25 protein-coding genes, 1 tRNA gene and 1 other RNA gene are annotated in these 24,483 nt (G+C 66.8%); 21 read left to right on the top strand and 6 right to left on the bottom strand.

Annotated elements, in window-relative coordinates; genetic code table 11:
* Positions 1 to 192 precede the first annotated feature (192 nt).
* The 6 genes from ASD68_RS06525 to ASD68_RS06505 all read left to right on the top strand — a co-directional run bounded on the left by ASD68_RS06525 (position 193) and on the right by ASD68_RS06505 (position 3,861).
* Positions 193 to 282: transfer RNA gene (locus ASD68_RS06525), tRNA-Ser, on the top strand.
* A 65-nt stretch (positions 283 to 347) separates the two neighbouring features.
* Positions 348 to 444, top strand: an RNA gene (gene ffs / locus ASD68_RS16570) — signal recognition particle sRNA small type.
* Positions 445 to 768: 324 nt separating this feature from the next.
* Complete coding sequence (dnaX, locus tag ASD68_RS06520) at positions 769 to 2,460, top strand: DNA polymerase III subunit gamma/tau (protein ID WP_056604684.1); 1,692 nt, start codon at positions 769 to 771, stop codon at positions 2,458 to 2,460.
* 20 nt (positions 2,461 to 2,480) lie between these two features.
* Entirely contained in the window at positions 2,481 to 2,804 is a 324-nt protein-coding gene (locus ASD68_RS06515; protein WP_056080285.1) for a YbaB/EbfC family nucleoid-associated protein, read from the top strand.
* A 96-nt stretch (positions 2,805 to 2,900) separates the two neighbouring features.
* On the top strand, positions 2,901 to 3,500 hold the full coding sequence (recR, locus tag ASD68_RS06510) for a recombination mediator RecR (protein ID WP_056080282.1): 600 nt from the start codon (positions 2,901 to 2,903) through the stop codon (positions 3,498 to 3,500).
* Between the two features lie 16 nt (positions 3,501 to 3,516).
* Positions 3,517 to 3,861: a histidine triad nucleotide-binding protein gene (locus ASD68_RS06505; RefSeq protein ID WP_056080280.1), complete on the top strand. Its 345-nt coding sequence runs from the start codon at positions 3,517 to 3,519 to the stop codon at positions 3,859 to 3,861.
* Between the two features lie 64 nt (positions 3,862 to 3,925).
* Here ASD68_RS06505 and ASD68_RS06500 read toward each other — a convergent pair whose 3' ends face one another.
* From ASD68_RS06500 to ASD68_RS06475, 6 genes are all read right to left on the bottom strand, one after another.
* Entirely contained in the window at positions 3,926 to 4,531 is a 606-nt protein-coding gene (locus ASD68_RS06500; RefSeq protein WP_056605243.1) for a Slp family lipoprotein, read from the bottom strand.
* A 47-nt stretch (positions 4,532 to 4,578) separates the two neighbouring features.
* Positions 4,579 to 6,555, bottom strand: a complete 1,977-nt coding sequence (locus tag ASD68_RS06495) for a DUF3488 and transglutaminase-like domain-containing protein (protein ID WP_056604681.1) — start codon at positions 6,553 to 6,555, stop codon at positions 4,579 to 4,581.
* Positions 6,552 to 7,505, bottom strand: coding sequence for a DUF58 domain-containing protein (locus ASD68_RS06490; protein ID WP_056604678.1), 954 nt, complete (start codon positions 7,503 to 7,505; stop codon positions 6,552 to 6,554). The genes ASD68_RS06495 and ASD68_RS06490 overlap by 4 nt, the downstream gene beginning before the upstream one ends.
* The gene (locus tag ASD68_RS06485; RefSeq protein ID WP_056604675.1) at positions 7,505 to 8,446 is read right to left on the bottom strand and encodes an AAA family ATPase; all 942 of its coding nucleotides are present in this window, start codon (positions 8,444 to 8,446) and stop codon (positions 7,505 to 7,507) included. The genes ASD68_RS06490 and ASD68_RS06485 overlap by 1 nt, the downstream gene beginning before the upstream one ends.
* Before the next feature lie 96 nt (positions 8,447 to 8,542).
* The gene (locus ASD68_RS06480; RefSeq protein WP_056604672.1) at positions 8,543 to 9,133 is read right to left on the bottom strand and encodes a Maf family nucleotide pyrophosphatase; all 591 of its coding nucleotides are present in this window, start codon (positions 9,131 to 9,133) and stop codon (positions 8,543 to 8,545) included.
* Entirely contained in the window at positions 9,130 to 9,576 is a 447-nt protein-coding gene (locus ASD68_RS06475; protein ID WP_056081047.1) for a hypothetical protein, read from the bottom strand. Before ASD68_RS06475 ends, ASD68_RS06480 begins: the two co-directional genes overlap by 4 nt.
* Before the next feature lie 152 nt (positions 9,577 to 9,728).
* On the opposite strand from ASD68_RS06475, the gene ASD68_RS06470 reads away from it, so the two are divergent.
* From ASD68_RS06470 to ASD68_RS06400, 15 genes are all read left to right on the top strand, one after another.
* Positions 9,729 to 10,244: a YceD family protein gene (locus tag ASD68_RS06470; protein WP_235578649.1), complete on the top strand. Its 516-nt coding sequence runs from the start codon at positions 9,729 to 9,731 to the stop codon at positions 10,242 to 10,244.
* Between the two features lie 80 nt (positions 10,245 to 10,324).
* Positions 10,325 to 10,519: a 50S ribosomal protein L32 gene (gene rpmF, locus ASD68_RS06465; RefSeq protein WP_007081784.1), complete on the top strand. Its 195-nt coding sequence runs from the start codon at positions 10,325 to 10,327 to the stop codon at positions 10,517 to 10,519.
* A 158-nt stretch (positions 10,520 to 10,677) separates the two neighbouring features.
* A complete protein-coding gene (locus tag ASD68_RS06460) occupies positions 10,678 to 11,652 on the top strand; it encodes a beta-ketoacyl-ACP synthase III (RefSeq protein ID WP_056604668.1) in 975 nt (324 codons plus the stop codon).
* 146 nt (positions 11,653 to 11,798) lie between these two features.
* On the top strand, positions 11,799 to 12,746 hold the full coding sequence (gene fabD, locus ASD68_RS06455) for an ACP S-malonyltransferase (RefSeq protein WP_056081042.1): 948 nt from the start codon (positions 11,799 to 11,801) through the stop codon (positions 12,744 to 12,746).
* 65 nt (positions 12,747 to 12,811) lie between these two features.
* Complete coding sequence (fabG, locus tag ASD68_RS06450; RefSeq protein ID WP_056604665.1) at positions 12,812 to 13,555, top strand: 3-oxoacyl-ACP reductase FabG; 744 nt, start codon at positions 12,812 to 12,814, stop codon at positions 13,553 to 13,555.
* A gap of 196 nt (positions 13,556 to 13,751) precedes the next feature.
* Positions 13,752 to 13,991, top strand: coding sequence for an acyl carrier protein (gene acpP / locus ASD68_RS06445; protein WP_007081788.1), 240 nt, complete (start codon positions 13,752 to 13,754; stop codon positions 13,989 to 13,991).
* 229 nt (positions 13,992 to 14,220) lie between these two features.
* Positions 14,221 to 15,510: a beta-ketoacyl-ACP synthase II gene (fabF, locus tag ASD68_RS06440; RefSeq protein ID WP_056605237.1), complete on the top strand. Its 1,290-nt coding sequence runs from the start codon at positions 14,221 to 14,223 to the stop codon at positions 15,508 to 15,510.
* Between the two features lie 2 nt (positions 15,511 to 15,512).
* Entirely contained in the window at positions 15,513 to 16,862 is a 1,350-nt protein-coding gene (locus ASD68_RS06435) for an aminodeoxychorismate synthase component I (RefSeq protein WP_056604662.1), read from the top strand.
* Entirely contained in the window at positions 16,862 to 17,689 is an 828-nt protein-coding gene (gene pabC / locus ASD68_RS06430) for an aminodeoxychorismate lyase (RefSeq protein WP_056604660.1), read from the top strand. The genes ASD68_RS06435 and pabC overlap by 1 nt, the downstream gene beginning before the upstream one ends.
* Positions 17,686 to 18,723: an endolytic transglycosylase MltG gene (mltG, locus tag ASD68_RS06425; RefSeq protein WP_056604657.1), complete on the top strand. Its 1,038-nt coding sequence runs from the start codon at positions 17,686 to 17,688 to the stop codon at positions 18,721 to 18,723. Before pabC ends, mltG begins: the two co-directional genes overlap by 4 nt.
* Complete coding sequence (gene tmk, locus ASD68_RS06420; RefSeq protein WP_056080250.1) at positions 18,720 to 19,370, top strand: dTMP kinase; 651 nt, start codon at positions 18,720 to 18,722, stop codon at positions 19,368 to 19,370. Before mltG ends, tmk begins: the two co-directional genes overlap by 4 nt.
* Positions 19,367 to 20,308, top strand: coding sequence for a DNA polymerase III subunit delta' (holB, locus tag ASD68_RS06415; protein ID WP_056604654.1), 942 nt, complete (start codon positions 19,367 to 19,369; stop codon positions 20,306 to 20,308). The genes tmk and holB overlap by 4 nt, the downstream gene beginning before the upstream one ends.
* A gap of 2 nt (positions 20,309 to 20,310) precedes the next feature.
* Positions 20,311 to 21,252, top strand: coding sequence for a PIG-L family deacetylase (locus ASD68_RS06410; protein WP_156458367.1), 942 nt, complete (start codon positions 20,311 to 20,313; stop codon positions 21,250 to 21,252).
* 176 nt (positions 21,253 to 21,428) lie between these two features.
* On the top strand, positions 21,429 to 23,816 hold the full coding sequence (locus ASD68_RS06405) for an EAL domain-containing protein (RefSeq protein WP_235577543.1): 2,388 nt from the start codon (positions 21,429 to 21,431) through the stop codon (positions 23,814 to 23,816).
* Between the two features lie 84 nt (positions 23,817 to 23,900).
* Positions 23,901 to 24,254 (top strand): PilZ domain-containing protein, encoded by a 354-nt coding sequence (locus ASD68_RS06400; RefSeq protein ID WP_007081797.1) that lies wholly within the window; start codon positions 23,901 to 23,903, stop codon positions 24,252 to 24,254.
* Positions 24,255 to 24,483 lie beyond the last annotated feature (229 nt).

Below are 24,483 nucleotides of genomic sequence, written 5' to 3'. Positions count from 1 at the left end.
GCGGAGAGGTGTCCGAGTGGTTGAAGGAGCACGCCTGGAAAGTGTGTATAGGGTAAAACCTATCGCGGGTTCGACAAATTTGTCTGGAACAAATTTGGACAGCCGCAGGCTGGCCCCGAACGCCAGTGAGGGGTGAGACTCAGGATGAGTCGAACAATCCCGCTCGTGGGTTGTGGTACGAAAGAGTTTTACGGAGAGGTGTCCGAGTGGTTGAAGGAGCACGCCTGGAAAGTGTGTATAGGGTAAAACCTATCGCGGGTTCGAATCCCGCTCTCTCCGCCAATTAAAAAAGCGCGACGGCTACGGCCGGCGTGCTGGGCTCCAGAAGCCCGCGTCCATGGTGGCCCCGTCGGTCCCCCCGCGACGATAGTTCGCAAACTCCGCCAGGTCCGGAAGGAAGCAACGGTAGCGAATGATTCGGGTGCCGGGGTGTGGTTGGCGGGGCCGCCACCATTTCATCTCCGCATTTTTTCCTTGGGCCGCAGCCTCATACCGGCCGCGACCCGGCAAGTGCGATTCCCGCACGGCACGCTCGCTCCCTCTCCCGCTTGCGGGAGAGGGTTGGGGAGAGGGCCTGTTGGCCCCGCAACTCCCCAATCCCGTAACCGCACGCCAGCGGCGACCCCGCAAGTGTGATTCCCGCCCACCGCGCTAGCCCCCGCTCGCGGGAGAGGGTTGGGGAGAGGGCAATCGTACGAGCGCCCAGCCCTTTACTGACTTACCCCGCCCGACTTGGCACAATCGACCTTTGCCCCAACGTTGGTTGCCATGTCTTATCAGGTACTCGCACGCAAGTGGCGCCCCCGTAAATTTTCCGAGCTGGTGGGGCAGGAACACGTGGTGCGCGCACTCACCAATGCGCTCGATACCGGACGCATGCACCATGCCTACCTGTTCACCGGCACGCGGGGCGTGGGCAAGACCACGATCGCGCGCATCTTCGCCAAATCATTGAACTGCGAGCGCGGGCAGTCGGCCGATCCGTGTGGCGAGTGTTCGGTGTGCACGGCGGTGGACGAAGGCCGCTTCGTGGATCTGCTGGAGATCGATGCGGCCAGCAACACCGGCGTCGACGACGTGCGCGAGTTGATCGAGAACGCGCAGTACGCACCCTCGCGGGGCCGCTTCAAGGTGTACCTGGTCGACGAGGTGCACATGCTGTCGAAGAACGCGTTCAACGCGTTGCTGAAGACGCTGGAGGAGCCGCCGCCGCACGTGAAATTCCTGCTCGCCACCACCGACCCGCAGAAACTGCCGGTGACGGTGTTGTCGCGCTGCCTGAAGTTCAACCTGAAGCGCCTGCTGCCGGATCAGATCTCCGGCCAGATGCGGCATATCCTGGGCGCCGAGAACCTGACGTACGAGGAAGCCGCCATCGGTGAGCTGGCGCGTGCCGCCGATGGCTCGTTGCGCGACGGGCTGTCGCTGCTCGACCAGGCAATCGCCTATGGCGGCGGTGCGCTGCGTGGCGACGACGTGCGGACCATGCTGGGCAGCGTGGCGCGTGGCCAGGTATTGGGCGTGCTCGACGCACTGGCCGCCGGCGACGGTGAGCGTCTCCTGGCCGAAGCCACGCAGATCGCCTCGTATTCGCCGGATTTCGGCAGCGTGCTGGACGATCTGGCCAGCGTGCTTCATCGCGTGCAGCTGATCCAGCTGATTCCCGGTTACCGGGCGGAAGAGGGCAGTGACGACGACCAGGCGTTGCCGGCGCTCGCCGAGCGCATGGCGCCGGAAGATGTGCAGCTTTATTACCAGATCGCCACCTCGGGTCGCCGCGATCTGGCGCTGGCGCCGGATGCGCGCACCGGCTTCGAGATGGCGTTGTTGCGCATGCTGGCGTTCCGGCCGGGGGATGCGTCGCCCACGGGCACGGAGCGTTCGACCAGCCACACTCCGGCACCCGTGCCAGCGCCCAGGCCGGCACCAGCTCGGACGGAGCACCGCGCCACTCCCGTACCTCCCGCCACGGTTCCATCGCCGCCGCGCAATGCCGCGGTGTCGTCGCCGCCACCGCCGGTGGCACCCGCGCCGTCCGCACCGGTGCCGCGCGATGCCAACGGCTTGCCGGTGTGGGAGGCCTTGATTGCCCAGGCGGGCTTGCGCGGCCCGCTGGGTTTGCTGGCGCAGAACGCCGTGCTGCGTGAACGCGACGGGCAAACCCTGGTGCTGGCATTGCAGCCGGTGCACATGCATCTGGCGGTCGAGCCGATGGTCAGCCAGATGGAGGAGCGGATCGGCCAGGCGCTGGGCGAACACATCCGCCTGCGCTTCGTCGGCAGCAGCGCGGATGCGGCCGTGGAGACACCCGCGGCACGGGCCGCCCATGCGCGTGACATGGCGCAGTCGGCCGCCGAACAGGCGATCGAGGGTGATCCGCTGGTGCAATCATTGAAACGCGATTTCGGCGCCAAGGTGGTGCCGCAATCGATCAAGCCCATAGTTGACAGTCGATCCTGACTGAAGAGCGGAGTAATGCCATGAGAGGACAGATCGGCCAGCTGATGCAGCAGGCCCAGCGCATGCAGGAAGACATGAAGCGCGCGCAGGAAGAATTGGCCAAACTGGAAGTCACCGGCAGTGCCGGCGGCGGCCTGGTCAGCGTGGTGATGACCGGTGCGCACGAAGTACGTCGCGTGCAGATCGACCGGCAAACCTTCGCTGATGACCCGGAAATGGCCGAAGACCTCGTCGCCGCCGCGGTCAACGACGCGGTGAACAAGGTGGCGCAGGCCAGCAAGGATCGGCTCGGCGGCGTCACGGCGGGCATGAGCTTGCCGCCTGGTTTCAAGATGCCGTTTTGATGCAGGGAATGGGGAATAGGGAATCGGGAATGGGTAAAAGCGGATGCTCTTGACGTTCCGAATCCCCAATCCCATATCCCCAATCCCGGACACTCAATGAGCAGCTCCCCCCTCCTCGCCGACCTCATCGAAGCACTGCGCTGCCTGCCTGGCGTGGGTGGCAAGAGTGCGCAGCGGATGGCCTTCCATTTGCTGGAGCGCGATCGCGAGCGCGGGCTGAAACTGGCGGCGGCGCTGGAGCAGGCGATGCAGCGCATCGGGCATTGCAATCGCTGCCGCAATTTCAGCGAAGACCCGCTGTGCGCGCTATGCGCCAACAGCAGTCGTGACCGCCAGGTGCTGTGCGTGGTGGAGTCGCCGGTGGACGTGGCGGCGATCGAGCAGGCGACCGGGTATCGCGGCCAATACTTCGTGCTGATGGGGCGGTTGTCGCCGCTGGACGGGCTCGGCCCGGAGGAGCTGGGCCTGGGGCTGCTCACCCAGCGCCTGGGCGAGGGCGAGATCGAGGAGATGATCATCGCCACCAACCCCACCGTCGAGGGCGAGGCCACGGCGCATTACCTGGCGCAACTGGCCCGCGCCGGCGGTATCCGGCCGACCCGGTTGGCGCATGGCGTGCCGCTGGGCGGTGAACTTGAATTCGTCGACCGCGGCACCCTCGCGCACGCGTTTGGTCGTCGACAGATCGTTGAGTGACTAAAGGGAAAGCACCATGAGCGACACGATTTTCAGCAAGATCATCCGCCGCGAAATCCCCGCGGATATCGTCTACGAAGATGACGATGTGCTGGGTTTCAGGGACGTCAATCCGCAGGCGCCGATCCACGTGCTGTTCATCCCGAAGCGGCCGATGGCCACCTTGAACGACGCCGAGCCGGGCGATGCGACGTTGCTGGGCAAGCTGTTGCTTGCCTGCGCGGATTACGCGCGCCAGGAAGGGGTTGCCGAGCAGGGTTATCGAACGGTGATCAATTGCAACGACGATGGCGGGCAGACGGTATTCCATCTGCATGTCCATTTGCTGGCTGGCCGTCGCCTGGCGTGGCCCCCGGGCTGAGCCGGCTAGACGGCATGGCAATACGAAAACGCCGGCACGAAGCCGGCGTTTTCTTTGGGGCCTGTTATTTCCCGCGAGGCGGATGCTGGTGCGGAGGCCGCACGATGATCACCCGTGGCTGGTTCCAGTAAGGGTTGCCCCAACCGTAGCCGCCGAAGCCGGGGCCGTAATAGCGGCCAAAGCCCGGGCCCCAGAACGGGTCGTAGAACCCTGGTCCGTAACGCTGCGGCGCGACCCGCTTCGGCCACAGGTAAACCACGTCGGCCTCCACCCGGGGGTAGGCGTAATCGAATTCGCCAACCTTCTGCGACACGATGCCGTGCAGCGTGCCGGTTACTGTCAGCTCGCGACCGCGGGTGAATACCTCGGGGTCATAGAAGCCGTTGCGGCAGGCGACGAAACGGCCCTGGTTTTCACCTTCGACACCAGCCTTCGGGCGTGCCTGATCGTCGAGTGGGCGGGACAACAGGTAGAAGCAGGTCTGCTGCGGGCCCGGCTCGGTCTTGATGATTTCGCCACCCCAGCGCACATGCGTGCCGCCGGCACCGCCCTGTTGGGCAGCCGAGGTGCTGACGCTGGAATAGGTGCCCTGCAGCGGTTGCGGAATGGTGGCGCAGCCGCCCAGCAGGGCGATAGCCGCGACGAGGGCAAGCGGGCGATAGGGGGACATGACGGTTTCTCCGGCAGGGGCGATGGCGTGCGCGATCACTTCGATGCTCATTTGACCACGTCGAGGGGGCGGAATTCCCGTACGGCAACAGAAAACGCCCGCACGGATTCAGTCGGTGGATGGTCCTGGGCATAACGCAATGACAGATACAGATTCATCAGTGCTTCCAGTTCATGGCGCTGCGCGGGCAAGGCTCTCGCGGCGCGGCTCAAATAATGCTGCGGCCCTTCGCTGGAACGCCGCGTGATCCCGCGACGCGCCAGCTTGTTTTCAAGCCGGTGCATGGCGGCGCGCAGCTGGTCGCGCGCTTCACGCCGCCATAGCGCCCAGCCCAACCCGAGGGCTACAAACAGCACGCTGCTGATCGCCAGCAGCAGGCCGAGCATCCCGGTATCCGTGTCGCGTATGCCGAAAGGCGTCAACAAGCCCCGCTGGCGCAAGGCATCGAAACCCACAACGGCCTGATCCCACCATCGGTTGACAATGTCCCAGCGGTTGCGCACGTCCTGCAACCAGTCGTTGCGGTACCAGTCACGTTGATCGCCGGCCGCCGCGGCCGCGCCCAGGGTCACGCGCTCTGGCCGCACGGCCGCGGTGGGATCGACGCGAATCCAGCCACGCCCGGCCAGCCACACTTCGCTCCATGCGTGCGCGTCCGAGTTGCGCACCAGCAGGTAGTCGGCCAGCTTGTTCCAGTAGCCGCCCTGGTAACCGGTGACCACCCGCGCGGGAATGCCGGCGGCGCGCATCAGCACGGTGAAAGACGACGCGTAGTGCTCGCAGAAACCCTCCTGCGTGGAAAACAGGAAGTCGTCGATGGAGTCGCGGCCCAGCGGCGCGGGCGCCAGGGTGTAGCGGAAACCGCCATCGTGGAACCGCGCCAGCGCTGCATCCACGATCGCCGCATCGTCGCTGCCGAAGCGCTGGCGCCATTGCGCTGCCAGCGCATGGGTGCGCGGATTGAATCCCGCCGGAAGCTGCAGGCCGCGTTGTCGCGATGCGGGATCGAGCACGGCTTGCAGCCGGTATCGCGACGCCGACGTGCCGGCGTAGCTGATCGCCTCGGTCACGGCCTTGTCCGCAAGCACTTCGCGCTCGGGTTGCATCTGCGACTGCGCCGGCGCCTGCAGCGGTACGTCCAGGGTTGGCAGTACTCGTTGGCGGGTGGGCTGCAGTGTGATCCGGTAGCTGACTGTCGTGCCGGCCTCGATCGAGGCGACGGCTTCACGCGGATCGGGTGGCCGGCGGTGCCAGCCGCGACCGTCGTAGTAGCCCATCACGTAGGCGCGAAAATAGCGCAGATCGGCGGCCGGCGGCGGTCCGTCAAAACTCACCCGCATAGCGGGCCGGTCGTCGGTAAGCAGCTCGGTGAAGTTTCCCGGCGTCATGCTGTCGCTGAGGCCGGTGGTCGCTTGGCGCGGCGAAGGCGCACCCCACAACGGCGTGCTCAACCGCGGCACCAGCAGAAACGCCAGCAGCGCCAGTGGCAGCGCGGCGAACAACAACCCCAGGTTGGACATCACGGTGCCGCGCGCACTGGCGGGCAGGCGCGCCGGTTGCAGCGCGCGCAAGGTGGCCAACGCCGGCAACAGGCCCAGCGCCACCACGAGGGTGGCGATCAGGCCCTGGTCGAACAGCAAGGCAACCATCAGCGCAAAGCAGGCGAAGCTGATGCCCACGCGCGCGTCACGTTCGGTTTCGCTCTCCAGCAGTTTCAGCACCAGCAGGCCTACCGCCAGTGCAGTGCCCGGTTCGCGACCGAAGATGCTGCCGTACCAGGCAATCACCACCAGGGTCAGCAACACCAGCATTGGCAACTTCAGCCAGGCCGGCACCCGGCCGGTTTGCCGCCGCCGCTGCCACCAGCGCCAGCCGAGTATCAATGCCAGCGCTGCACTCAGCCACCACGGCAGATGCGACGCATGCAGCGCCAGGACCAGGGCGAGGGTGGCGCTCAGCAGGTCGAAGGCACGGCTGTCGATGGGTGCATCGATGGTGGCTTTCGGGCCTGGTGTGCGTTTCATGGCAGTTGCGCCAGGGCGTTCATGCAGTGGGCGTAATGCTCCGGTCCGCTGCCGTTGGCGATGATGTTGCCGGGCAGCCACAGACTGAAATGACGCTGTTGCGCCTGTGCCTCGTTGACCCAGCGGGCCAGCCGGGAAATGCGTGATTCAGCGTCGAGCCCGTCGAGCCGGCGCCAGTCCAGTTGCCATTGCGGGCGGTTTTGCGCCCGCTCGAAATCCTTCACCAGCAGGTTGTCGTGGCGCGCGCTGGCTTTCCAGGCGACGTGGCGCTGTGGGTCGCCGACACGGTACTCGCGCAGTGCCGCCAGCTCGTCACCCTGCAGCAGGCGCATGTACCGCGCATCCTCGGCCGGTGCGACCGGTGGTGGGCCGGCCTCTTCCGGGCGTGGCCACACCAGCACGGATTGCTCCGGGTGCAACCAGCTCCACGCCCGAAACAGCCCCAGCGGCCAGCTGCTCCAGACCCGCAGGCGTGCCAGCGGCTGCCAGCCGCGCCGCGTCGTCGGCATCATCAATTTCAGGTGCACGACCGCACCGGCCTCGATCGCGAAGGCAGTGGCATCCCGGCCGAGTTCCACCCGGATCGCCTGGCGCACGCGTGATGAATCGAAAGCGAGCGTGAGCTCGATCGGTTGCCCCGCCACGGCATGGCCGGCACGGATATGGCCCAGCCGCAGTCCATCGAGATCGCGGAACGCCACCAGCATGCTGGCGGCGCTGGCCGCGCCCAGCAGGCAGGTCAGCAACAGGGCGGCGTTGTTGGCGTAGTTGAGCGCGCCCACCAGCATCACCAGCAGCAAGACCGAAAAGCCCAGGCCGAAACCGGTCGGTACGATGTAGATGCGCCGCCGGTGCAATTCGATCGGCAGCTTTTCGGCCCGTCGGTAGCGGGTGAGGGACGGCAGCCGGCGCTCGGCCAGTTGTTGTGCGCGCTGCAGCAGCGGAGCCATCAATCCACCGCCACCTCGGCCAGCAGCTGGCGCGCCAGCGTTTCGCCGTTGGCGCCGCGTACGGGCAGCAGCCGATGTGCCGCCAGGGGCACGAACAAGGCCTGCACGTCCTCGGGCAGCACGTGGGTTCGACCACTCAGCAAGGCCCACGCCCGTGCCGCCGCAAGCAACGCCAACCCCGCGCGTGGCGACAACCCCGCGCGAATGTCCGGATGACGGCGGCTGGCCGTGAGCAGGGCCTGCAGATAATCGAGCAAGGCAGCGCTGGCGGTGATCGATTGTGCCTGCTGATGCAATGCGGCCAGGGCCGCGCCGTCGAGTTGCGGTGTCAGTTGCGCCAACAGGTCGCGTCGATCGCTGCCGGTCAGTAGCGCGCGTTCGGCCGCCGCGTCCGGATAATCCAGCGACAGCCGCAGCATGAAGCGGTCCAGTTGCGAATCGGGCAGCGGAAAGGTGCCGTTGAGATCGAGCGGGTTCTGCGTGGCCACCACGAAGAATGGCTGGGCCAGCGCGTGCGTCTGGCCGTCGACGGTGACCTGGTCCTCGGCCATCGCTTCGAGCAGCGCGCTTTGCGTCTTGGGGCTGGCGCGGTTGATCTCGTCGGCCAGCAGCAGGCCGGTGAAGATCGGACCCGGATGAAAGCGGAACTGGCCGGTTTCGCGCTCGTACACGCTGACCCCGATGATGTCCGAGGGCAGCAGGTCGCTGGTGAACTGCACCCGCTGGAACTCCAGCGCGAAGGTCGCCGCCAGCGCGTGCGCCAGCGTGGTCTTGCCTACGCCAGGCACGTCTTCCAGCAGCAGGTGGCCGCCCGCGATCAGGCAGGCAAACGCCAGCTTCACCTGCCGAGCTTTTCCCAGCAGGACCTGGTTGACCTGGGCGATGGCGGCGTCCAGCCGCTGCTGCAGGGAGGAATCACGAAGCGGCGTGGTGGCTGGCATGGGCTGTCGATGCGGGAAGGGTAGTGTGACCTTACCCATGCCGAGTCGGAACCGTCCAGCGACCGTGCCGCAATTTGCCGCGCGCCCGGCAGGCTCCTAGGGCAGGGCGACGCCGCAGTTGCGCAACAACCTGGCCACGGCGATCAGCGGCAGGCCGATCAACGCGCTGGGATCGCTGCTGTCGATGCCCTCGAACAGGCTGATGCCCAGGCCCTCGCACTTGAAACTGCCCGCGCAATCGAGCGGTTGCTCGCGCTCGATATAGCGGGCGATTTCCTCGTCCCGCAACGGACGGAAGTGCACACGGGTGAGATCGACGTGCACGTGCCGGCGGCCATCGCGGGTATCCAGCACGCAGACGGCAGTATGGAAATCCACCTGACGGCCCGAGCTGGCCAGCAGTTGCTCGCGTGCACGCGACGCTGTGCCGGGCTTGTCCAGCAGCGTTCCGTCCAGCTCGGCTACCTGGTCCGATCCGATGACCACCGCGTCGCGTCGCGTGCCGGCCGCCGCCTCGGCCTTGGCGATGGCCAGCCGCAGCGCCCGTGCGTGTGGGCTTTCACCGGCCACTGGTGCTTCATCGGTGCCGGGGGCGCGGGGCTCGAAATCCACGCCCAGCCGGCGCAGCAGTTCGGCGCGGTAACGCGAGGTGGAGGCGAGTACCAATCGGACCGCCGTGTCGGTCATGCGTCGGGATCGCGGCGGATGTGGTCGCGCATGGCGCTGTCCAGGTCGGTCTGGGCCTGGTTCAACGCCTGCAGCAGCGGACGCAGGCGCTCGCGCGCACTCAGCAGCGAGTTGCGTGCCTCGTCGACTTCATGCGCCTTGGCGTGGGGCAGGCGGTCGCGGATCCACAGCCGCTGCTGCAGCAGGGCGCGCAGGCCGGCGTCGATCGCGTGCTGTGCGTCTTCCTCGCCCGCGGCCGGCAGGTCGGGGTTGATCGACATCACGGCGTAGGCCTGCTGCAAGCCGCTGCGGCAGGTCTTGAGGTCGCTCTCCAGCCGGTCGGCCAGGTCGAGCAGGCTGGTGAGGCTTTCAGCGCGGCCCGGGCGGCGCAGCAGCAGCCAGCCCGTCGCGGCAACAAGTAGCGCCAGCAACGCGGCGGCGCCGAGCGTCAGGTAGACATTCAAGGTGCGCATCCAGGCGACACGGGGTCGAAAGGCCTCAGTCTGCCGTATCGTGGGCGGATCAGGCAAAATGGGTGAATGGCCGGCCCCGGCCAGCCGTCCGTTGTGGCGTGCCGGTTGACTTCGATCGGGTTCAAACCTACCATTCCGCGACTATGTCCGTGACACTGCCAGAGTCCCTGGACGCTTGGCGCGTGGTTTCGGCGCGGCGTTCGTTCGAAGGAACACTCCCCATCGCGACCCTGTCGCGCCTCAGCGAGGCGCTGGCCGGCACCGACGGGTTGGTGCAATTCGAGCTGGATTTTGGACGCGACAGCCTCGGAACGGATTACGTCGCTGTACGGGCGCAGGCCCGGCTTACCCTGACCTGCCAGCGCACGCTTGAACCGTTCGTGCTGCCGGTGGTCGTGGACACGCGGCTGGGCCTGATCAGGCACGAGCGCGACGAGGCCGGGTTGCCACCGGACTACGAGGCGCTGCTGGTGCCCGAGGATGGGCGGCTGAATCCGGCGGACGTGATTGAGGACGAATTGTTGTTGGCGCTGCCGCTGGTACCGGTCAACCCGGACAGCAGCCTGCCCGACGAAGTGACAGGCCATGACGCCGAAGAGGATTCCGGCGAAAGGCATGCCGGGAATCCGTTCGCGGTGCTGCGCGAGCTGAAGAAATAACCATCGGGCCGGGTCAGTGATCCGGTCCATACCGATTCAGAACATACCTAGCAAATCATTGCTTTAGCTGGAGAACTACCATGGCAGTTGCCAAGAGCCGCCGTACCCCGTCCACCCGCGGCATGCGTCGTTCGCACGACTCGTTGAAGACCGTGCAGCTGTCCACCGATCCGACCAGCGGCGAGGTGCATCTGCGCCACCACGTCACCAAGGACGGCTACTATCGCGGCAAGAAAGTCATCGAAACCAAGGGTGCGGTGTCGGTCGAAGATTGACCGCGTGTTCCGGGGCCCGAGGTTCCGGTAGTCACGACCCCAGGCAAACGGCGCGGTGACGCGCCGTTTTGCGTTCCCGGCGGCTGAAACGTAACGTGGCGATGTCGTGTCGCCGCCCAGCCGACCGAATCCTTTGCAGTCATGGGATGGATAGCCGAATGCCGCAGATATATTCCCGCATCATCGCCACCGGCAGCGCCTTGCCGGAGCGAGTGGTCACCAATGTCGACCTGGAAAAGATCGTCGACACCAGCGACGAGTGGATCCACAGCCGCACCGGCATCCGCCAGCGGCACATCGCCGCCGATGGCGAGACCACCGGCGACCTCGCCTTCCGGGCCGCGCAGAACGCGCTGGAGGCGGCGGGCGTCAAGGCGTCCGAGCTGGACCTGATCGTGCTGGGCACCACCACGCCGGACATCATTTTCCCGTCCACCGCCTGCCTGGTGCAGCACCGGCTGGGCGCCAACGGTTGCGCCGCGTTCGACGTCAACGCGGCCTGTTCGGGCTTCGTCTATGCGCTGGGCGTGGCCGACAAGTTCATCCGCAGCGGGCAATCGAAAAAGGTGCTGGTGATCGGCGCCGAGACGCTGACGCGCATGGTCGACTGGAGCGACCGCCAGACCTGCGTGCTGTTCGGCGATGGCGCCGGCGCCGTGGTGCTGGAGGCTTCCAGCGAGCCGGGCATTTACGCCACCTGCCTTCACGCCGACGGCGGCTTCAAGGAGCTGCTGTACAACCCGGTGGGCGTGTCGGCCGGTTTCAAGGACGAACCCAACCACGGCGTGCGTATCAACATGGCCGGCCGCGAGGTGTTCAAGGTTGCGGTGAAAACGCTCGACGCGCTGGTCGGCGAAACGCTCGAGGCCGCCGGCATGGTGGAATCGCAGATCGACTGGCTGATCCCGCACCAGGCCAACCTGCGCATCATCGAGGCCACCGCCAAGCGGCTGAGCATGTCGATGGACCGGGTCGTCGTGACGGTCGACAAGCACGCCAACACCTCGTCCGGTTCGGTGCCGCTGGCGCTCGATTACGCCGTGCGTTCGGGCAAGGTGCAGCGTGGCCAGAACCTGTTGCTGGAAGCGTTCGGCGGCGGTTTTACCTGGGCGTCGGCGCTGTTGCGTTACTGATCCCGGCACGCTTGCTGACTGTGTTCGTTTGAATCGATGCCGCCGCTGAGGCGGCATCGTCATATCGGGCAGGATGATCCGATACCGCTGCGCACGGATAGCCCGGCATGGCACCATGCCGTTTTTCCATCGATGGTTCGCGCATCATGAGTTCGATTTCTCCTTCGCTCGCTTTCGTATTTCCCGGCCAGGGCTCGCAGTCCGTAGGCATGCTGGCTGACCTCGCCGAGGCGCATCCGCAAGTGCGCGCGACGTTCGACGAAGCCTCGCAGGGCGCGGCCATCGATCTGTGGAAACTGAGCGCGCAGGGCCCCGAAGATCAGCTCAACAGCACCGAGAACACCCAGCCGGCGTTGCTGGCTGCCAGCGTGGCGGTGTGGCGGGTATGGCAGGCGCTGGGCGGCGCGCAGCCGGCGCAGCTCGCCGGCCACAGCCTCGGTGAATACAGCGCGCTGGTGTGCGCCGGCGCGTTGTCGCTGCATGACGCCGCGGCGCTGGTGGCCGAGCGCGGTCGCTTGATGCAGGCGGCCGTTCCGGCGGGCGTCGGCGCGATGGCGGCGATCCTGGGTGGCGACGATGCGCAGATCGCCGCGGTGTGCGATGAAGTGGCGCAAGGGCAGGTGGTGGCGCCGGCCAACTTCAATTCGCCCGGCCAGCTGGTGATCGCCGGCCATGCGGAGGCGGTCGATCGCGCGCTGGCGAAGCTGGCCGAACTGGGTGTGAAAAAAACCATCAAGCTGGCGGTGTCGGTGCCGTCGCATTGCGCGCTGATGCGCGACGCCGCCGATCGCCTGGGTGAGCGCATGGCCTCGATCGCATGGCAGTTGCCGTCGATCCCGGTGATCCAGAACGCCGAGGCGCGCAGCTACGACACCGTCGAGGACATCTGCGGCGCGCTGCAGCGCCAGCTGTATCTGCCCGTGCGCTGGACCGAATGCGTGCAGGCGCTGGCTGCCGGCGGCGCCACGCGCATCGCCGAGTGCGGCCCCGGCAAGGTGCTGGCCGGCCTGATCCGGCGCATCGACAAGACGCTGGAGGCACGCGCCATCGGCACCCCCGCCGAGCTGGACGCCGCACGCGCCGAATGGGTTTGAACGCGCTCTCGACGCGTCATTCGCCGCACACGATTTCTGTTATCGAACGTTGAGGATTCCACACGATGAGCAAGTCCCTGCAAGGCGAGATCGCCCTGGTTACCGGCGCCAGCCGCGGCATCGGCGCGGCGATTGCCGATGAACTGGCGGCGATGGGCGCCACCGTCATCGGCACCGCCACCAGCGACACGGGCGCCGCGGCGATCGGTGAGCGCCTGGCGGCGAACGGTGGCCACGGTCGCAAGCTGGATGTCACTGACGGCGATGCCGTCGAAGGCCTGATCGATGCCATCGGCAAGGAATTCGGCGCGGTGTCGATCCTGGTCAACAACGCCGGCATCACCCGCGACCAGCTGCTGATGCGCATGAAGGACGACGACTGGCAGGCCATCATCGACACCAACCTCACCTCGGTCTACCGCACCTCCAAGGCGGTGATGCGCGGCATGATGAAGGCGCGCAAGGGCCGCATCATCTCGATCGCCTCGGTCATCGGCCTTACCGGCAATCCGGGCCAGTCGAACTACGCGGCGGCCAAGGCCGGCATCATCGCGTTCTCCAAATCGCTGGCGCGCGAGATCGGCACCCGCGGCATCACGGTCAACGTGGTTGCACCCGGTTTCATCGACACCGACATGACCCGCGCCTTGCCGGAAGCACAGAAGGAAGCCCTGCTGGGGCAGATCGCGCTGGGCCGTCTCGGCGAGGCCGATGACATCGCCAAGGCAGTGGGTTTCCTGGCCTCTCCGGCGGCCGCCTACATCACCGGCGAGACGCTGCACGTCAACGGCGGCATGTACATGGCGTGAGGATTCTCACACCGGTTGTCGCCAGCAGACGGTTTTTAGGCGACAATTACCCCTTCGCGCCGGCCATCGTGGCCTGTGCTGTGGTTTCACCAGCCGGCGATGGCGGCATCACTGCTTAGCCATTACAATGCGCCGGCCTTTTGCTGGCACGGTGCCGGCACAGACAAACAACTACTCCTTGAGAGGTATGGGCAACATGAGCACCATCGAAGAGCGCGTCAAGAAAATCGTCATCGAGCAGCTGGGCGTGAAAGAGGATGAAGTCACGACGAATGCTTCGTTCGTGGACGATCTGGGCGCAGATTCGCTGGACACGGTGGAGCTGGTGATGGCCCTCGAAGAAGAGTTCGAAACCGAGATTCCCGACGAGGAAGCCGAGAAGATCACCACCGTGCAGCAGGCCGTCGATTACATCAAGGCCCACTCCAAGGATTGAATGATCCGGGTTTGATCCCATCGGTCGGCGGCGTTCGATACCCGAGCCTGCCGCTCCCGTGGTGATAGCGAATGCTGCGCCTTCTGGCGCAGTTTTCGTTTCTGCGTTTTGTAACGTCCGATCCCGTATGGTGCGCCAGGCGCGCCTGCGGTGACGGGCGCCATATCCGCGGTGTGCACGGGCCTGTTCCGATTATGGGCAGCGCCACGCAACCTTGAAGGAAAACAGCATGAGCAAGCGACGAGTGGTAGTGACCGGCATGGGCATCATTTCGCCGGTCGGCAACGACATCGCCACCGCTTGGCAGAACATCGTCGAAGGCCGCAGCGGTATCGGTCCCGTGACCAGCTTCGACGCCAGTGCCTACGCCACCCGCATTGCGGGCGAGGTCCGTGATTTCGATCCGGTCGACGCCTATTTTGCCGGCACCGATACGCCGGACGACGAGCGCCGTGCGATCGCCAAGGACTTCAAGCGGATGGACCCGTTCATCCACTACGGCATCGTGGCGGGCACGCATGCATTCCGGCAGTCCGGACTGGTGGTCACCGAGCAGAACGCCGGGCGCATCGGCATCGCCGCGGGCGCCGGCATCGGCGGCCTGCATACCATCGAGACGACCGCGCTGGAGTTGGCCGAGAGGGGCCCGCGCAAGGTGTCGCCGTTCTACGTGCCCAGCTCGATCATCAACATGGTGGCCGGCAACCTGTCGATCTACCACGGCATCAAGGGCCCGAATATCGCCCTGGTTTCGGCGTGCACCACGGCCACGCACAACATCGGCATGGCGATGCGGCTGATCCAGTACGGCGATGCCGACGCCATGCTGGCCGGTGGCTCCGAGTTCGCCACCACGCCCACGGCGATGGCGGGCTTCTGCTCGGCCAAGGCCATGTCCACCCGCAACGATGATCCCACCCACGCCAGCCGTCCGTGGGACATCGGTCGCGACGGCTTCCTGCTGTCCAATGGCGCAGGCATGTTGATGCTCGAGGAATACGAATTCGCCAAGGCGCGTGGCGCCAACATCCTTGCCGAGCTGACCGGCTTCGGCATGAGCGGCGACGCGTACCACATCACCTCGCCGAGTGGCGATGGCGCCGAGCTGGCCATGCGCAATGCACTGCATGACGCGCATCTGCAGCCGTCCGACGTGCAGTACGTCAACGCGCATGGCACGTCCACACCGGTGGGCGACCTGGGCGAGGCCAAGGCCATCCGCAGCGTCTTCGGCGAGCACGCCACGCAGAAGGGCAAGTTCGCGGTCAGCTCCACCAAATCGGTCACCGGCCACCTGCTTGGCGCTGCCGGCGGTGTGGAGGCGATCTTCTCGATCATGGCGCTGCGCGAAGGCGTGCTGCCGCCGACGATGAACCTGGTGGACGTCGATCCGGAGGTCGCCGCGCTCGGCATGGATCTGGTGCCGAACCAGGCGGAGAAGGCCAGCATCGACATCGCCATGTCCAACTCGTTCGGCTTTGGCGGCACCAACGGCTCGCTGGTCTTCCGTCGCGCCTGAGCGTGACCTGCCTCCGCCGCCTGTTGCCCGGCGGGCGCGATCTGCTCGCGCCCGCCGCGGCCTTTCCGCAGCGTTATCCCTGCCTGCTTGAAAGCGTGCTGCATGGCACGCGGCAGGCACGCTACGACATCCTGTTCGCGTTTCCCCGCGAGTCCCTGACCCTGCACGCCGACGGTTCGCTGCGCGACGAAGCAGGGCGCGCGCTGGACGGCCATTTCCTCGACGCGCTGGATGCCGCCTGGAAAAGCGAACAGTTGCCGGGCAGCCCGTCGGACGACTTGCCGTTCCACGGTGGCTGGGTATTGATGCTGGCCTACGAGCTGGCCGCGCAAATCGAGCCCACGTTGTCGTTGCAGCGATCGACGTTGTTGCCGCAGGCACTGGCCGTGCGTTGCCCGGCCGCGATCATCGTCGACCACCAGCTCGGCTGCACCACGCTGGTGGCGGAAACCGGCGGCGAGGCGCTGCTCGATGCGATGCAGGCCGATCTCGACACACCGCTGGCGATCGATGCCGCACCGCTACCAGCCTCGTGGGAAGAAGACGACCCACAACACTTTCTCACCGGCGTGGCGCGGGTCCACGAACACCTGCGTGACGGCGACATTTTCCAGGTGAACCTGTCGCGCGAGTGGCGCGCCCGCTACGCGAAGCCGCCCGCGGCCGCGTCGCTGTATGCCGCCTTGCGCCAGGCCAACCCGGCGCCTTTCGCCGGCCTGCTGCAGCAGCCGGGATGGTCGCTGGTCAGCTCGTCGCCCGAGCGGCTGGTGGAAGTGCGCGACGGCCAGGCGCAGACGCGGCCCATCGCCGGCACGCGGCCACGCACCGACGGTGATGACGACGCTGCCCGCATCCGCGAATTGAGCGGTCACCCGAAGGAACGCGCCGAGCACGTCATGCTGATCGACCTGGAGCGCAACGACCTGGGTCGCGTTTGCATACCAGGCACGGTCGAGGTGGACGAGTTGATGGCGGTGGAGAGCTACGCCCATGTCCACCACATCGTGTCCAACGTGCGTGGCCGGCTGCGCGCCGGCGTGACACCGGGCGAGGTGATTGCAGCAACTTTTCCGGGCGGTACCATCACAGGTTGCCCCAAGGTGCGTTGCATGGAAATCATCGCCGCCCTGGAAGACGCACCACGCGGCGCCTATACCGGCGCGCTGGGTTACCTCGATCGACATGGCGACCTCGATTTGAACATCCTGATTCGCACGCTGACCTTGAGCGGCACGCAGGCGAGCCTGCGCGCCGGCGCGGGCATCGTGGTCGACTCGGTGGCCGCGCTGGAACTGGAGGAAACGCGCGCCAAGGCGCGCGGCCTGTTGCGCGCGCTGGGCGTGGCCGGCTGATGGCGAGCCGCATGCTGGTCAACGGCGTTGCGTCCGAGGTGGTGTCCGCCACCGATCGCGGCTTTTCGTATGGCGACGGCCTGTTCGAAAGCATCCGCTTCGTGGGCGAGACGGCGCCCTTGTGGGATCGGCACATGCAACGGCTGGCCGACAGTTGTCGCCGCCTGCAACTGCCGCTGCCCGATACCGCACAGCTTCTGCGCGAGGCGCGGCAGGTGCGTGACGCCATGGCGCACGCGGTGGTGCGTATCGCTTGGACCCGCGGCGTGGGCGCACGCGGTTATTCGCCGCCAGCGGCCGCCACGCCCACGCGTGTCGTGGCGGCCTTCCCGGCGCCATCGGTGGATGACGGCGTATATGCACGCGGCGTGCGCACGCGGCTGTGCACGCTGCGGCTGGCCGAACAACCGCAACTGGCAGGCATGAAACACCTCAACCGTCTGGAACAAGTACTTGCACGCGCGGAATGGAACGATCCGGCGATCGCCGACGGCCTGTTGTGCGATGGTGACGGCCGGCTGGTTTCGGCGACCATGGCCAACCTGTTTGCCGTGATCGATGGCGAACTGGTGACGCCATCATTGGAGCGCTGCGGCGTGGCCGGCGTGGCGCGCGCGGAGATCCTGGCCCACGCCGAAAGCGTTACGGAGCGCGACATCCGGTTACCTGACCTGCAGCGCGCCAGCGAGGTTTTCCTCAGCTCCAGCGTGCGCGGCGTGGTGCCGGTACAGTCACTAGATGCATGGCGCTGGGCGCCGGGCCCGGTCACGCGGCAATGGCAAAGTCACTGGCGGCAGTTGGGTTTTCCGATGGAGCGCGCGGCATGAATCAGCATCGAACACGCGGTCGCGCGCTGGGACGCGGCCTGATGTGGCTCGCGATGCTGGCGCTGGTCGCGGCCGCCGCCTGGGGCTGGCACGATTTCAACCGTTTCGCCGGCACGCCACTGCAGGTGGCGGCCACTGGCGACCATATCGACATCGCCCGCGGCAGCAGCTTCAAGACGATCGTGGCCGACCTGCGCCAGCACGGCGTCACCCGCGCCCATCCGTTGTACTGGCGGGTGCTGGCCGAACAGATGCGGGTAGCGGGCAAGCTGCATGCCGGCGAGTACGCGCTGACCCCGGGCATCACCCCGCGCGCGTTGCTGGCCAACATGGCCGCCGGCCGCGTATTGCAGCGCAATCTCACTATCGTCGATGGCTGGACGTTCCAGGAACTGCGCCAGGCACTGGCGCGCGCCGAGAAGCTGAAACACGACAGCAGCGGCCTCGACGACGCGGCCGTCATGCAGCGCATCGGTGCGGCGGGCGAGAATCCGGAAGGCCGTTTCCTGCCCGAGACCTACGCCTACGTCAAAGGTGACAGCGACCTGGACATCCTGCGCCGCGCGCATGAGGCGATGGTCAAGACCCTGGCCAGCCTGTGGGCCGGGCGTGCTCCCGACCTGCCGCTGGCCACGCCCTACGACGCGCTGATTCTTGCCTCGATCGTGGAAAAGGAAACCGGCAAGCCCGACGAGCGGGCGCAGATCGCCGGGGTGTTCGTGCGCCGCCTGCGCCATCACATGCTGCTGCAAACCGACCCCACCGTGATCTACGGCATGGGCGCGCGCTACGCCGGCAATATCCGCCGCAGCGACCTCACCACCGATACGCCCTACAACACCTACACCCGCCCCGGATTGCCGCCGACGCCGATCGCGCTGCCGGGCAAGGCGGCCCTGCAGGCGACACTGCACCCGGCGGCCGGCGATGCGCTTTATTTCGTGGCGCGCGGCGATGGTGGCCACGTGTTTTCCAGCACGCTGGCGGAACACAATCGCAACGTCGATTGCTATCAACGGAAACGCTGCCCATGAACGCGCCATCATCGACAGCACGCGGCCGCTTCATCAGCCTCGAAGGCGGCGAGGGTGCCGGTAAAAGCACCTTGTTGGCGGGGCTGCGCGACTGGATCGGGCAGCAGGGCGTCAGTCTGGTGCAGACGCGCGAACCCGGCGGCACCGAACTGGGCGAGGCGGTGCGCGCCATCGTGCTCGATCCGCGGCACCACGGCCTGGCCGCCGAAACCGAATTGCTGCTGATGTTCGCCTCGCGCGCGCAGTTGGTGCGCGAGCGGATCGAACCGGCGCTGGCCGCCGGCCAGTGGGTGCTGTGCGACCGTTTCGCCGACGCCAGCTACGCCTACCAGGGCGGCGGCCGCGGCCAGCCCATGCAACGTATCGCCGCGCTGGAGCAGTGGGCTTGCGCCGGCGTGACGCCGGACATGACCTTGCTGCTGGATCTTCCCGTGGCCACCGGTCGTGCCCGTGCCACGGGGCGCAGTGCGCCCGACCGCATCGAGGTCGAGGCGGATGGCTTCTTCGAACGGGTACGCGCCGCTTACCGCGAGCGCGCCGCGGCCGAGCCTTCGCGGTTCAGGGTCATCGACGCGACCCAATCGCCAGCGAAGGTACTCGCCGATGCCATCGATGCCGTGGCCGAATTGACCCGGAGCAACGCATGAGCACCCCGCCGTGGCATGCGGAGCACTGGTCGCGCCTGCAGGCGCGGCGGGCGCGTGGCGCGCTGCCTCACGCCTTGCTGCTGTGTGGCCCGACCGGATTGGGCAAGCGCGCGTTTGCGCAGCGCTTCATCCAGGGGCTGCTGTGCGAACAGCCGGACGGGAATACCGGCGTCGCATGCGGCCACTGCCGCGCCTGCCTGTTGCTGGCGGCGGGCAGCCATCCGGATCTTGTCAGCTTGACCTACGGCCTGCGCAAGGATGGCGTGCAGCGCAGCGAAATCGTGGTGGAACAGATCCGCGACCTGTCGGCACGGCTGGCGATGAGCAGCCAGTTCGGCGGCTGGCAGGTTGCCGTCATCGACCCGGCGGATGCAATGAACGCGGCGGCGGCCAACGCCTTGCTGAAAACGCTGGAGGAGCCAGCCGCGCAGACCATGCTGGTGCTGCTGGCCGACGCGCCCTGGCAATTGCCGCAGACCATTCGCAGCCGTTGCCAGCGCATCGAGTTTCACCTGCCTGCGCCCGATCAGGCGCTGGCCTGGCTGCAGGCCGAAGGCGTCGCCGATGCGGCCACCGCGCTGCAGGCGGCCGGTGGCAACCCGGGGCTGGCGCGTGACTGGACGGCGCAGGGCGCGCTCGACCGCCGCCGCGAAGTACGCAAGGATCTCGCCGCGCTGGCGGCAGGGCGCGGGCAGACGGCTGACGTCGTCAAGCGCTGGCTGGACGACGAGCCCGCGCAGCGGCTGTGGTTTGCCGCGCAGGCGTCGGCCGACGAAATGAAAGCGCGGGCCGATCGACAGGCCCCGCCACTGTCCAGCGCGATGGATGCCGACATGCTGGCGCAGTGGTACGCCGCCGCCAACCGCACCCGCCAGGCTTTGAGCGGCCCGTTGCGCGACGACCTGCTGCTGCTGGAGTTGCTGGCGATGTGGCGGTGACAATGCCGTCCGCCGAACCCCCAGCAGCGGACGCCCTGACGAACTTTTCGGCGCGCACACGCCTGCTGATCGTGGCACCGCATCCCGACGACGAGACCATCGCCAACGGTTTGCTGATCCAGCAGGTGCGCGCCGCCGGTGGCGAGGTCGGCATCGTGCTGTTGACCGACGGCGACAACAATCCCTGGCCGCAACGCTGGGTGGAACGGCGCCTGTACATCGGCGCCGGGGAACGTCGGCGCTGGGGCGCGCGGCGTCGTGCCGAGCTGCTGCAGGCGATGCAGCGGCTGGGTGTTCCGGCCACGGCACTGCAGCAACTGCATTGGCCCGACCTGGGGGTGACCTCCCGCCTGCTTTCGACGCACCAGGCCGCTGTTGCCGCGTTGACCACCACCATCACCACGTTCCGCCCGGATATCGTGGTGGCTCCCGCGCTGGGGGATCGTCATCCCGATCATGGCTCGGCGCACGTGCTGGCGCGCCTGGCACTGACCCAGATGCCGTCGGCCCCTGCGTTGCTGACGTACATGGTGCATGGCCCACAGAGCGGTGCGCCCACGCTTCGTCTTGAAGGGTCGCCCGCGGAGCAGACGGCAAAGCGGTTTGCGCTGTCGGCGCATCACAGCCAACTGGTGCTCAGCGGGGGCAGGGTGCAACGTCTTTCCGGGCGGGCGGAGCAGTTTTCTGTCGTTCCCCGGCCGGATGGCGGTTTGCCCTGGCGGCCGCCGGCGGTGCTGCACCCGTGGTTGCGACTCAGTCTGGTCGACGCCGCCGGTGCCCACACCTGGCGTTGGCACGAGGCTCCGCTTCAGCGCAGCGATGCTGGCGGGTATCAGCTGTCGTCGCGGCATGGCGAGCCGGTGGCCTCGCCCCGTTTCGCACGCCTGTCGCTGGCGGTTCCGTCGCCCTGGATATTTGATCATTGGGGATGGTGTGAAGTGTGACGCAGCCCCGGGTCGAACGCTTTACACGCCGGGGTCACCCCGCTAGCTTGTGACGGTACAGGGTGCGCTGGGGGCCCGGATTTGCGACCGCAGCGTTCCGCTCACCGGTGTTCAGGGAGGAAGGGGCGACGGGCAAAGCAGGACTGCCGGTGCTGTCCATTCGCCGGACAACAAGCATGCGCGACGGGGACCAGCATCTGATGCCAGCAGCAACCGGTTTGCCGGTAGCGATGGCGGAGCACGGTCCGTCGTCCCGGTCGGTGGACGATGAAGCCCGGCAGCGACGCGCGTTGCGCCTGCTCAGCGACGTGGTCAAGGCCATCCATGCCCATCGCGACGAGTCGACCATGTTCGGCGACGTCTGCCGCCTGGCCGCAAGCTTTGATGATTGCCCGGTCGCGCTGATCGCCTTGCGCGAGCCGTCCGGTACGCTGCGGTTGCGCACAACGGCCGGGCTGGCATGGGATGCCGATACCACCGCCGACCTTGCCGGCTCCGGTCGCCTGGCCAGCGTCGCCAGCATGGCCATCGACAGCGGAAAGCCCGCGTGGCACACGCATGTCGCGCCCGCCGAGGTGGCGGATGCGTGGGACGCAAGCCTCGCGCCGATCGGTGCGTTGCTGGCCTTGCCGCTGCACCGGGATCACGTTGTCGATGGCGTTTTCGTCATCGGCGCCCATCAGGCCGATGCGCTTGCCGGGGTGGGCATGTCGGTTTTTTCGGAGATCGCCGAGGAACTGGGCCGGGCCCTGCCATCCTCTGGCTCGCCCCCGGCGAGACTGCCGCACAGGTCTGACCTGCCCTTCAGTGCGGCGTATGTCCGGGCGGTGTTGTCCAGCCAGTACACCGGCGTGCTGGTGATGTCCGAGGATAATCGCGTGGTGCTGGCGAACGAGGCGTTCTGCGCCTTGTTCGGCATCACCGACCCACCCATCGCGCTGGAGAACATGCCGGCGGAAAGCCTGTACGAGCGCATGTGGTCCGCGTACGCCGATCCCGAGCAGGAGTGGGCCCGCGTCCGGGAGATCGTGGCCCGGGGCGAAACGGTGCGGGGCGACGAGGTGCAGGTCAAGGGCGGGCGCATCTTTCTGCGCGACTTCACCCCGATCACCACTCACGGCCGGCCAAACGGGCGGATCTGGCATCAGCACGAAATCACCGAGCGGAAGATGTACGAGGCGCGGGTCGAGCGACTGGCCTTCCATGACGTGGTGACCGGGCTGCCCAACCGGCGCCTGCTGTTCGAACGGCTGGAGCAGGGGCGCGTGCTGGCAACCACGCAGTGCTCGCTGATCGCGGTGGGTGTGCTCGACCTGGATCGCTTCAAGAGCGTCAACGACAGCGTCGGGCATGCCGGCGGCGACCACGTGCTGGCGGAGGCCTCGTCGCGCGTCGCCGCCTTGCTGCGCGAGGCGGACGTGCTGGCCCGGTTTGGTGGCGATGAATTCGGGCTTGTCATATCGGGCCTGGACAGCAAGGAGCAGCTGGACGCGATCAGTCGTTGCATCCTGCAGGCGCTGCGCGCGCCTTTCGATCTGCTGGGGGAGCAGCTCTATCTTTCGGCCAGCATCGGATGGACGCTCTATCCGCTGGATACCTCGGACGCCGAGGGCCTGCTGCGCCACGCGGACATGGCCATGTACGCGGCCAAGGAAGAGGGCAAGGATCGCGGCCTGTTGTACGAGCCGGCGATGGAAGAGGAGCAGGTGCGCCTGCAGGCGATGCGCGAACGGATGGCGCAGGCGCTGCTGCAGTCGCGCCTGCAACTGTTGTTCCAGCCGATCGTGTACATCGACGGACTTCCCGGCCTGCACGGCGTGGCCGGGATGGAGGCGCTGTTGCGCTTGCGCGATGGTGAAGACGGGCTGATCGAGCCTGTGCATTTCATGCACGTGCTGGATGACCCGCAACTGGCCCGGCCCATCGGCCGCTATGTGCTGGACGAGGCGCTGAAGCAATGCCAGGCGTGGATGCGCCTGGGCGTCTCTATTCCCGTCTCCATCAACATCAGTACCCGGCACTTGTTGCATCCGGCGTTTTTCGCCGACATCGACACGGCGCTGGACAGCTATCCGGGCGTGATGGATGTCGGCTTCGGCATCGAGGTGACCGAGACCGGCCCGACGATGGACCATGCCCGGGCCAAGGTGGTCATCGAGGAGTGCCGTCGCCGCGGCATCCGCGTCGGTCTGGATGATTTCGGCACCGGCACGGCATCGCTCAGCCACATCCAGAAACTGGATATCGAGCACATCAAGCTTGACCAGAGTTTCGTGCGCGACATCCTGAGTGACGAACGCAACGTGGCGATCGCCGCCGGCGTCATCACCACCGCCCGCATGCTGGCCAAGACAGTGATCGCGGAGGGGGTGGAAACCCCGGAGCAGGGTGACCTGCTCGCCATGCTGGGTTGTCACCAGTTGCAGGGTTTCTCCATTTCGCGCCCGATGCCCACCGAGGCGGTGCCTGGCTGGGTGGCGGACTGGAAGCCCCCTGCGTCCTGGGAGCGACTGGTCGGCGAGCGGCGGAACCAGCAAGCCGTGCAGCCCCCTGCGGTGCGCTGATCGCGCGCGGTGGTGCGATCGCCCGGCAGCATCTACCATCATGGCCATTGAGCGGGCGGTGCAGCCGCCATCCAGGAGTCGAACATGAAACCCGTGGCCGCCCGGCAGGGCATCATCTCGTTGAAGATCAAGGACGCCGTATCGCTGTACAACGCGTACATGCCCTTTCTGAAACATGGCGGATTGTTCGCCCCCAGCGAACACGTCTATGCGCTGGGCGACGAAGTGGTGCTGCTTGTTACCCTGGCCGAGGAAACCGAGCGCCTGTCGGTGGTGGGCAAGGTGGTATGGATCAGCCCGGCCGGTGCGCAGGGCAATCGTGCGGCGGGCATCGGTATCCACTTCAACGAATCCAGCGACGCGGAAGCCGCGCGCAGCCGCATCGAGAACATCCTGGCCGGCACACTCAATTCCGAGCGCCCGACCAACACGATGTGAAAAGGCGGCAATCCCGCGGACGTTGCGCGCTTTTCGTCGCATGTCTTCCGTCGTTCCAACGTTCGAGGCCGTTGCGGCTTCGTCAAGGCTTGTCGTTCTCCCCATGCGCGCTGATACAATGGCGAGATTCGCGAACTCGCTTCGCGGAACGTCGAGCGCCAGCGGATTCATCCGCCGACGTGGCTGGTAAGCCCAGAGCCCACGTGGCCTGTCGAATCGAAGTCGCCGG

The sequence above is a fragment of the Rhodanobacter sp. Root627 genome (assembly GCF_001427835.1).
GTDB classification, from domain to species: domain Bacteria; phylum Pseudomonadota; class Gammaproteobacteria; order Xanthomonadales; family Rhodanobacteraceae; genus Rhodanobacter; species Rhodanobacter ginsenosidimutans.
The sequence above is the reverse complement of the archived record's forward strand: the minus strand, read 5'-3'. Positions and strand labels throughout refer to the sequence as shown.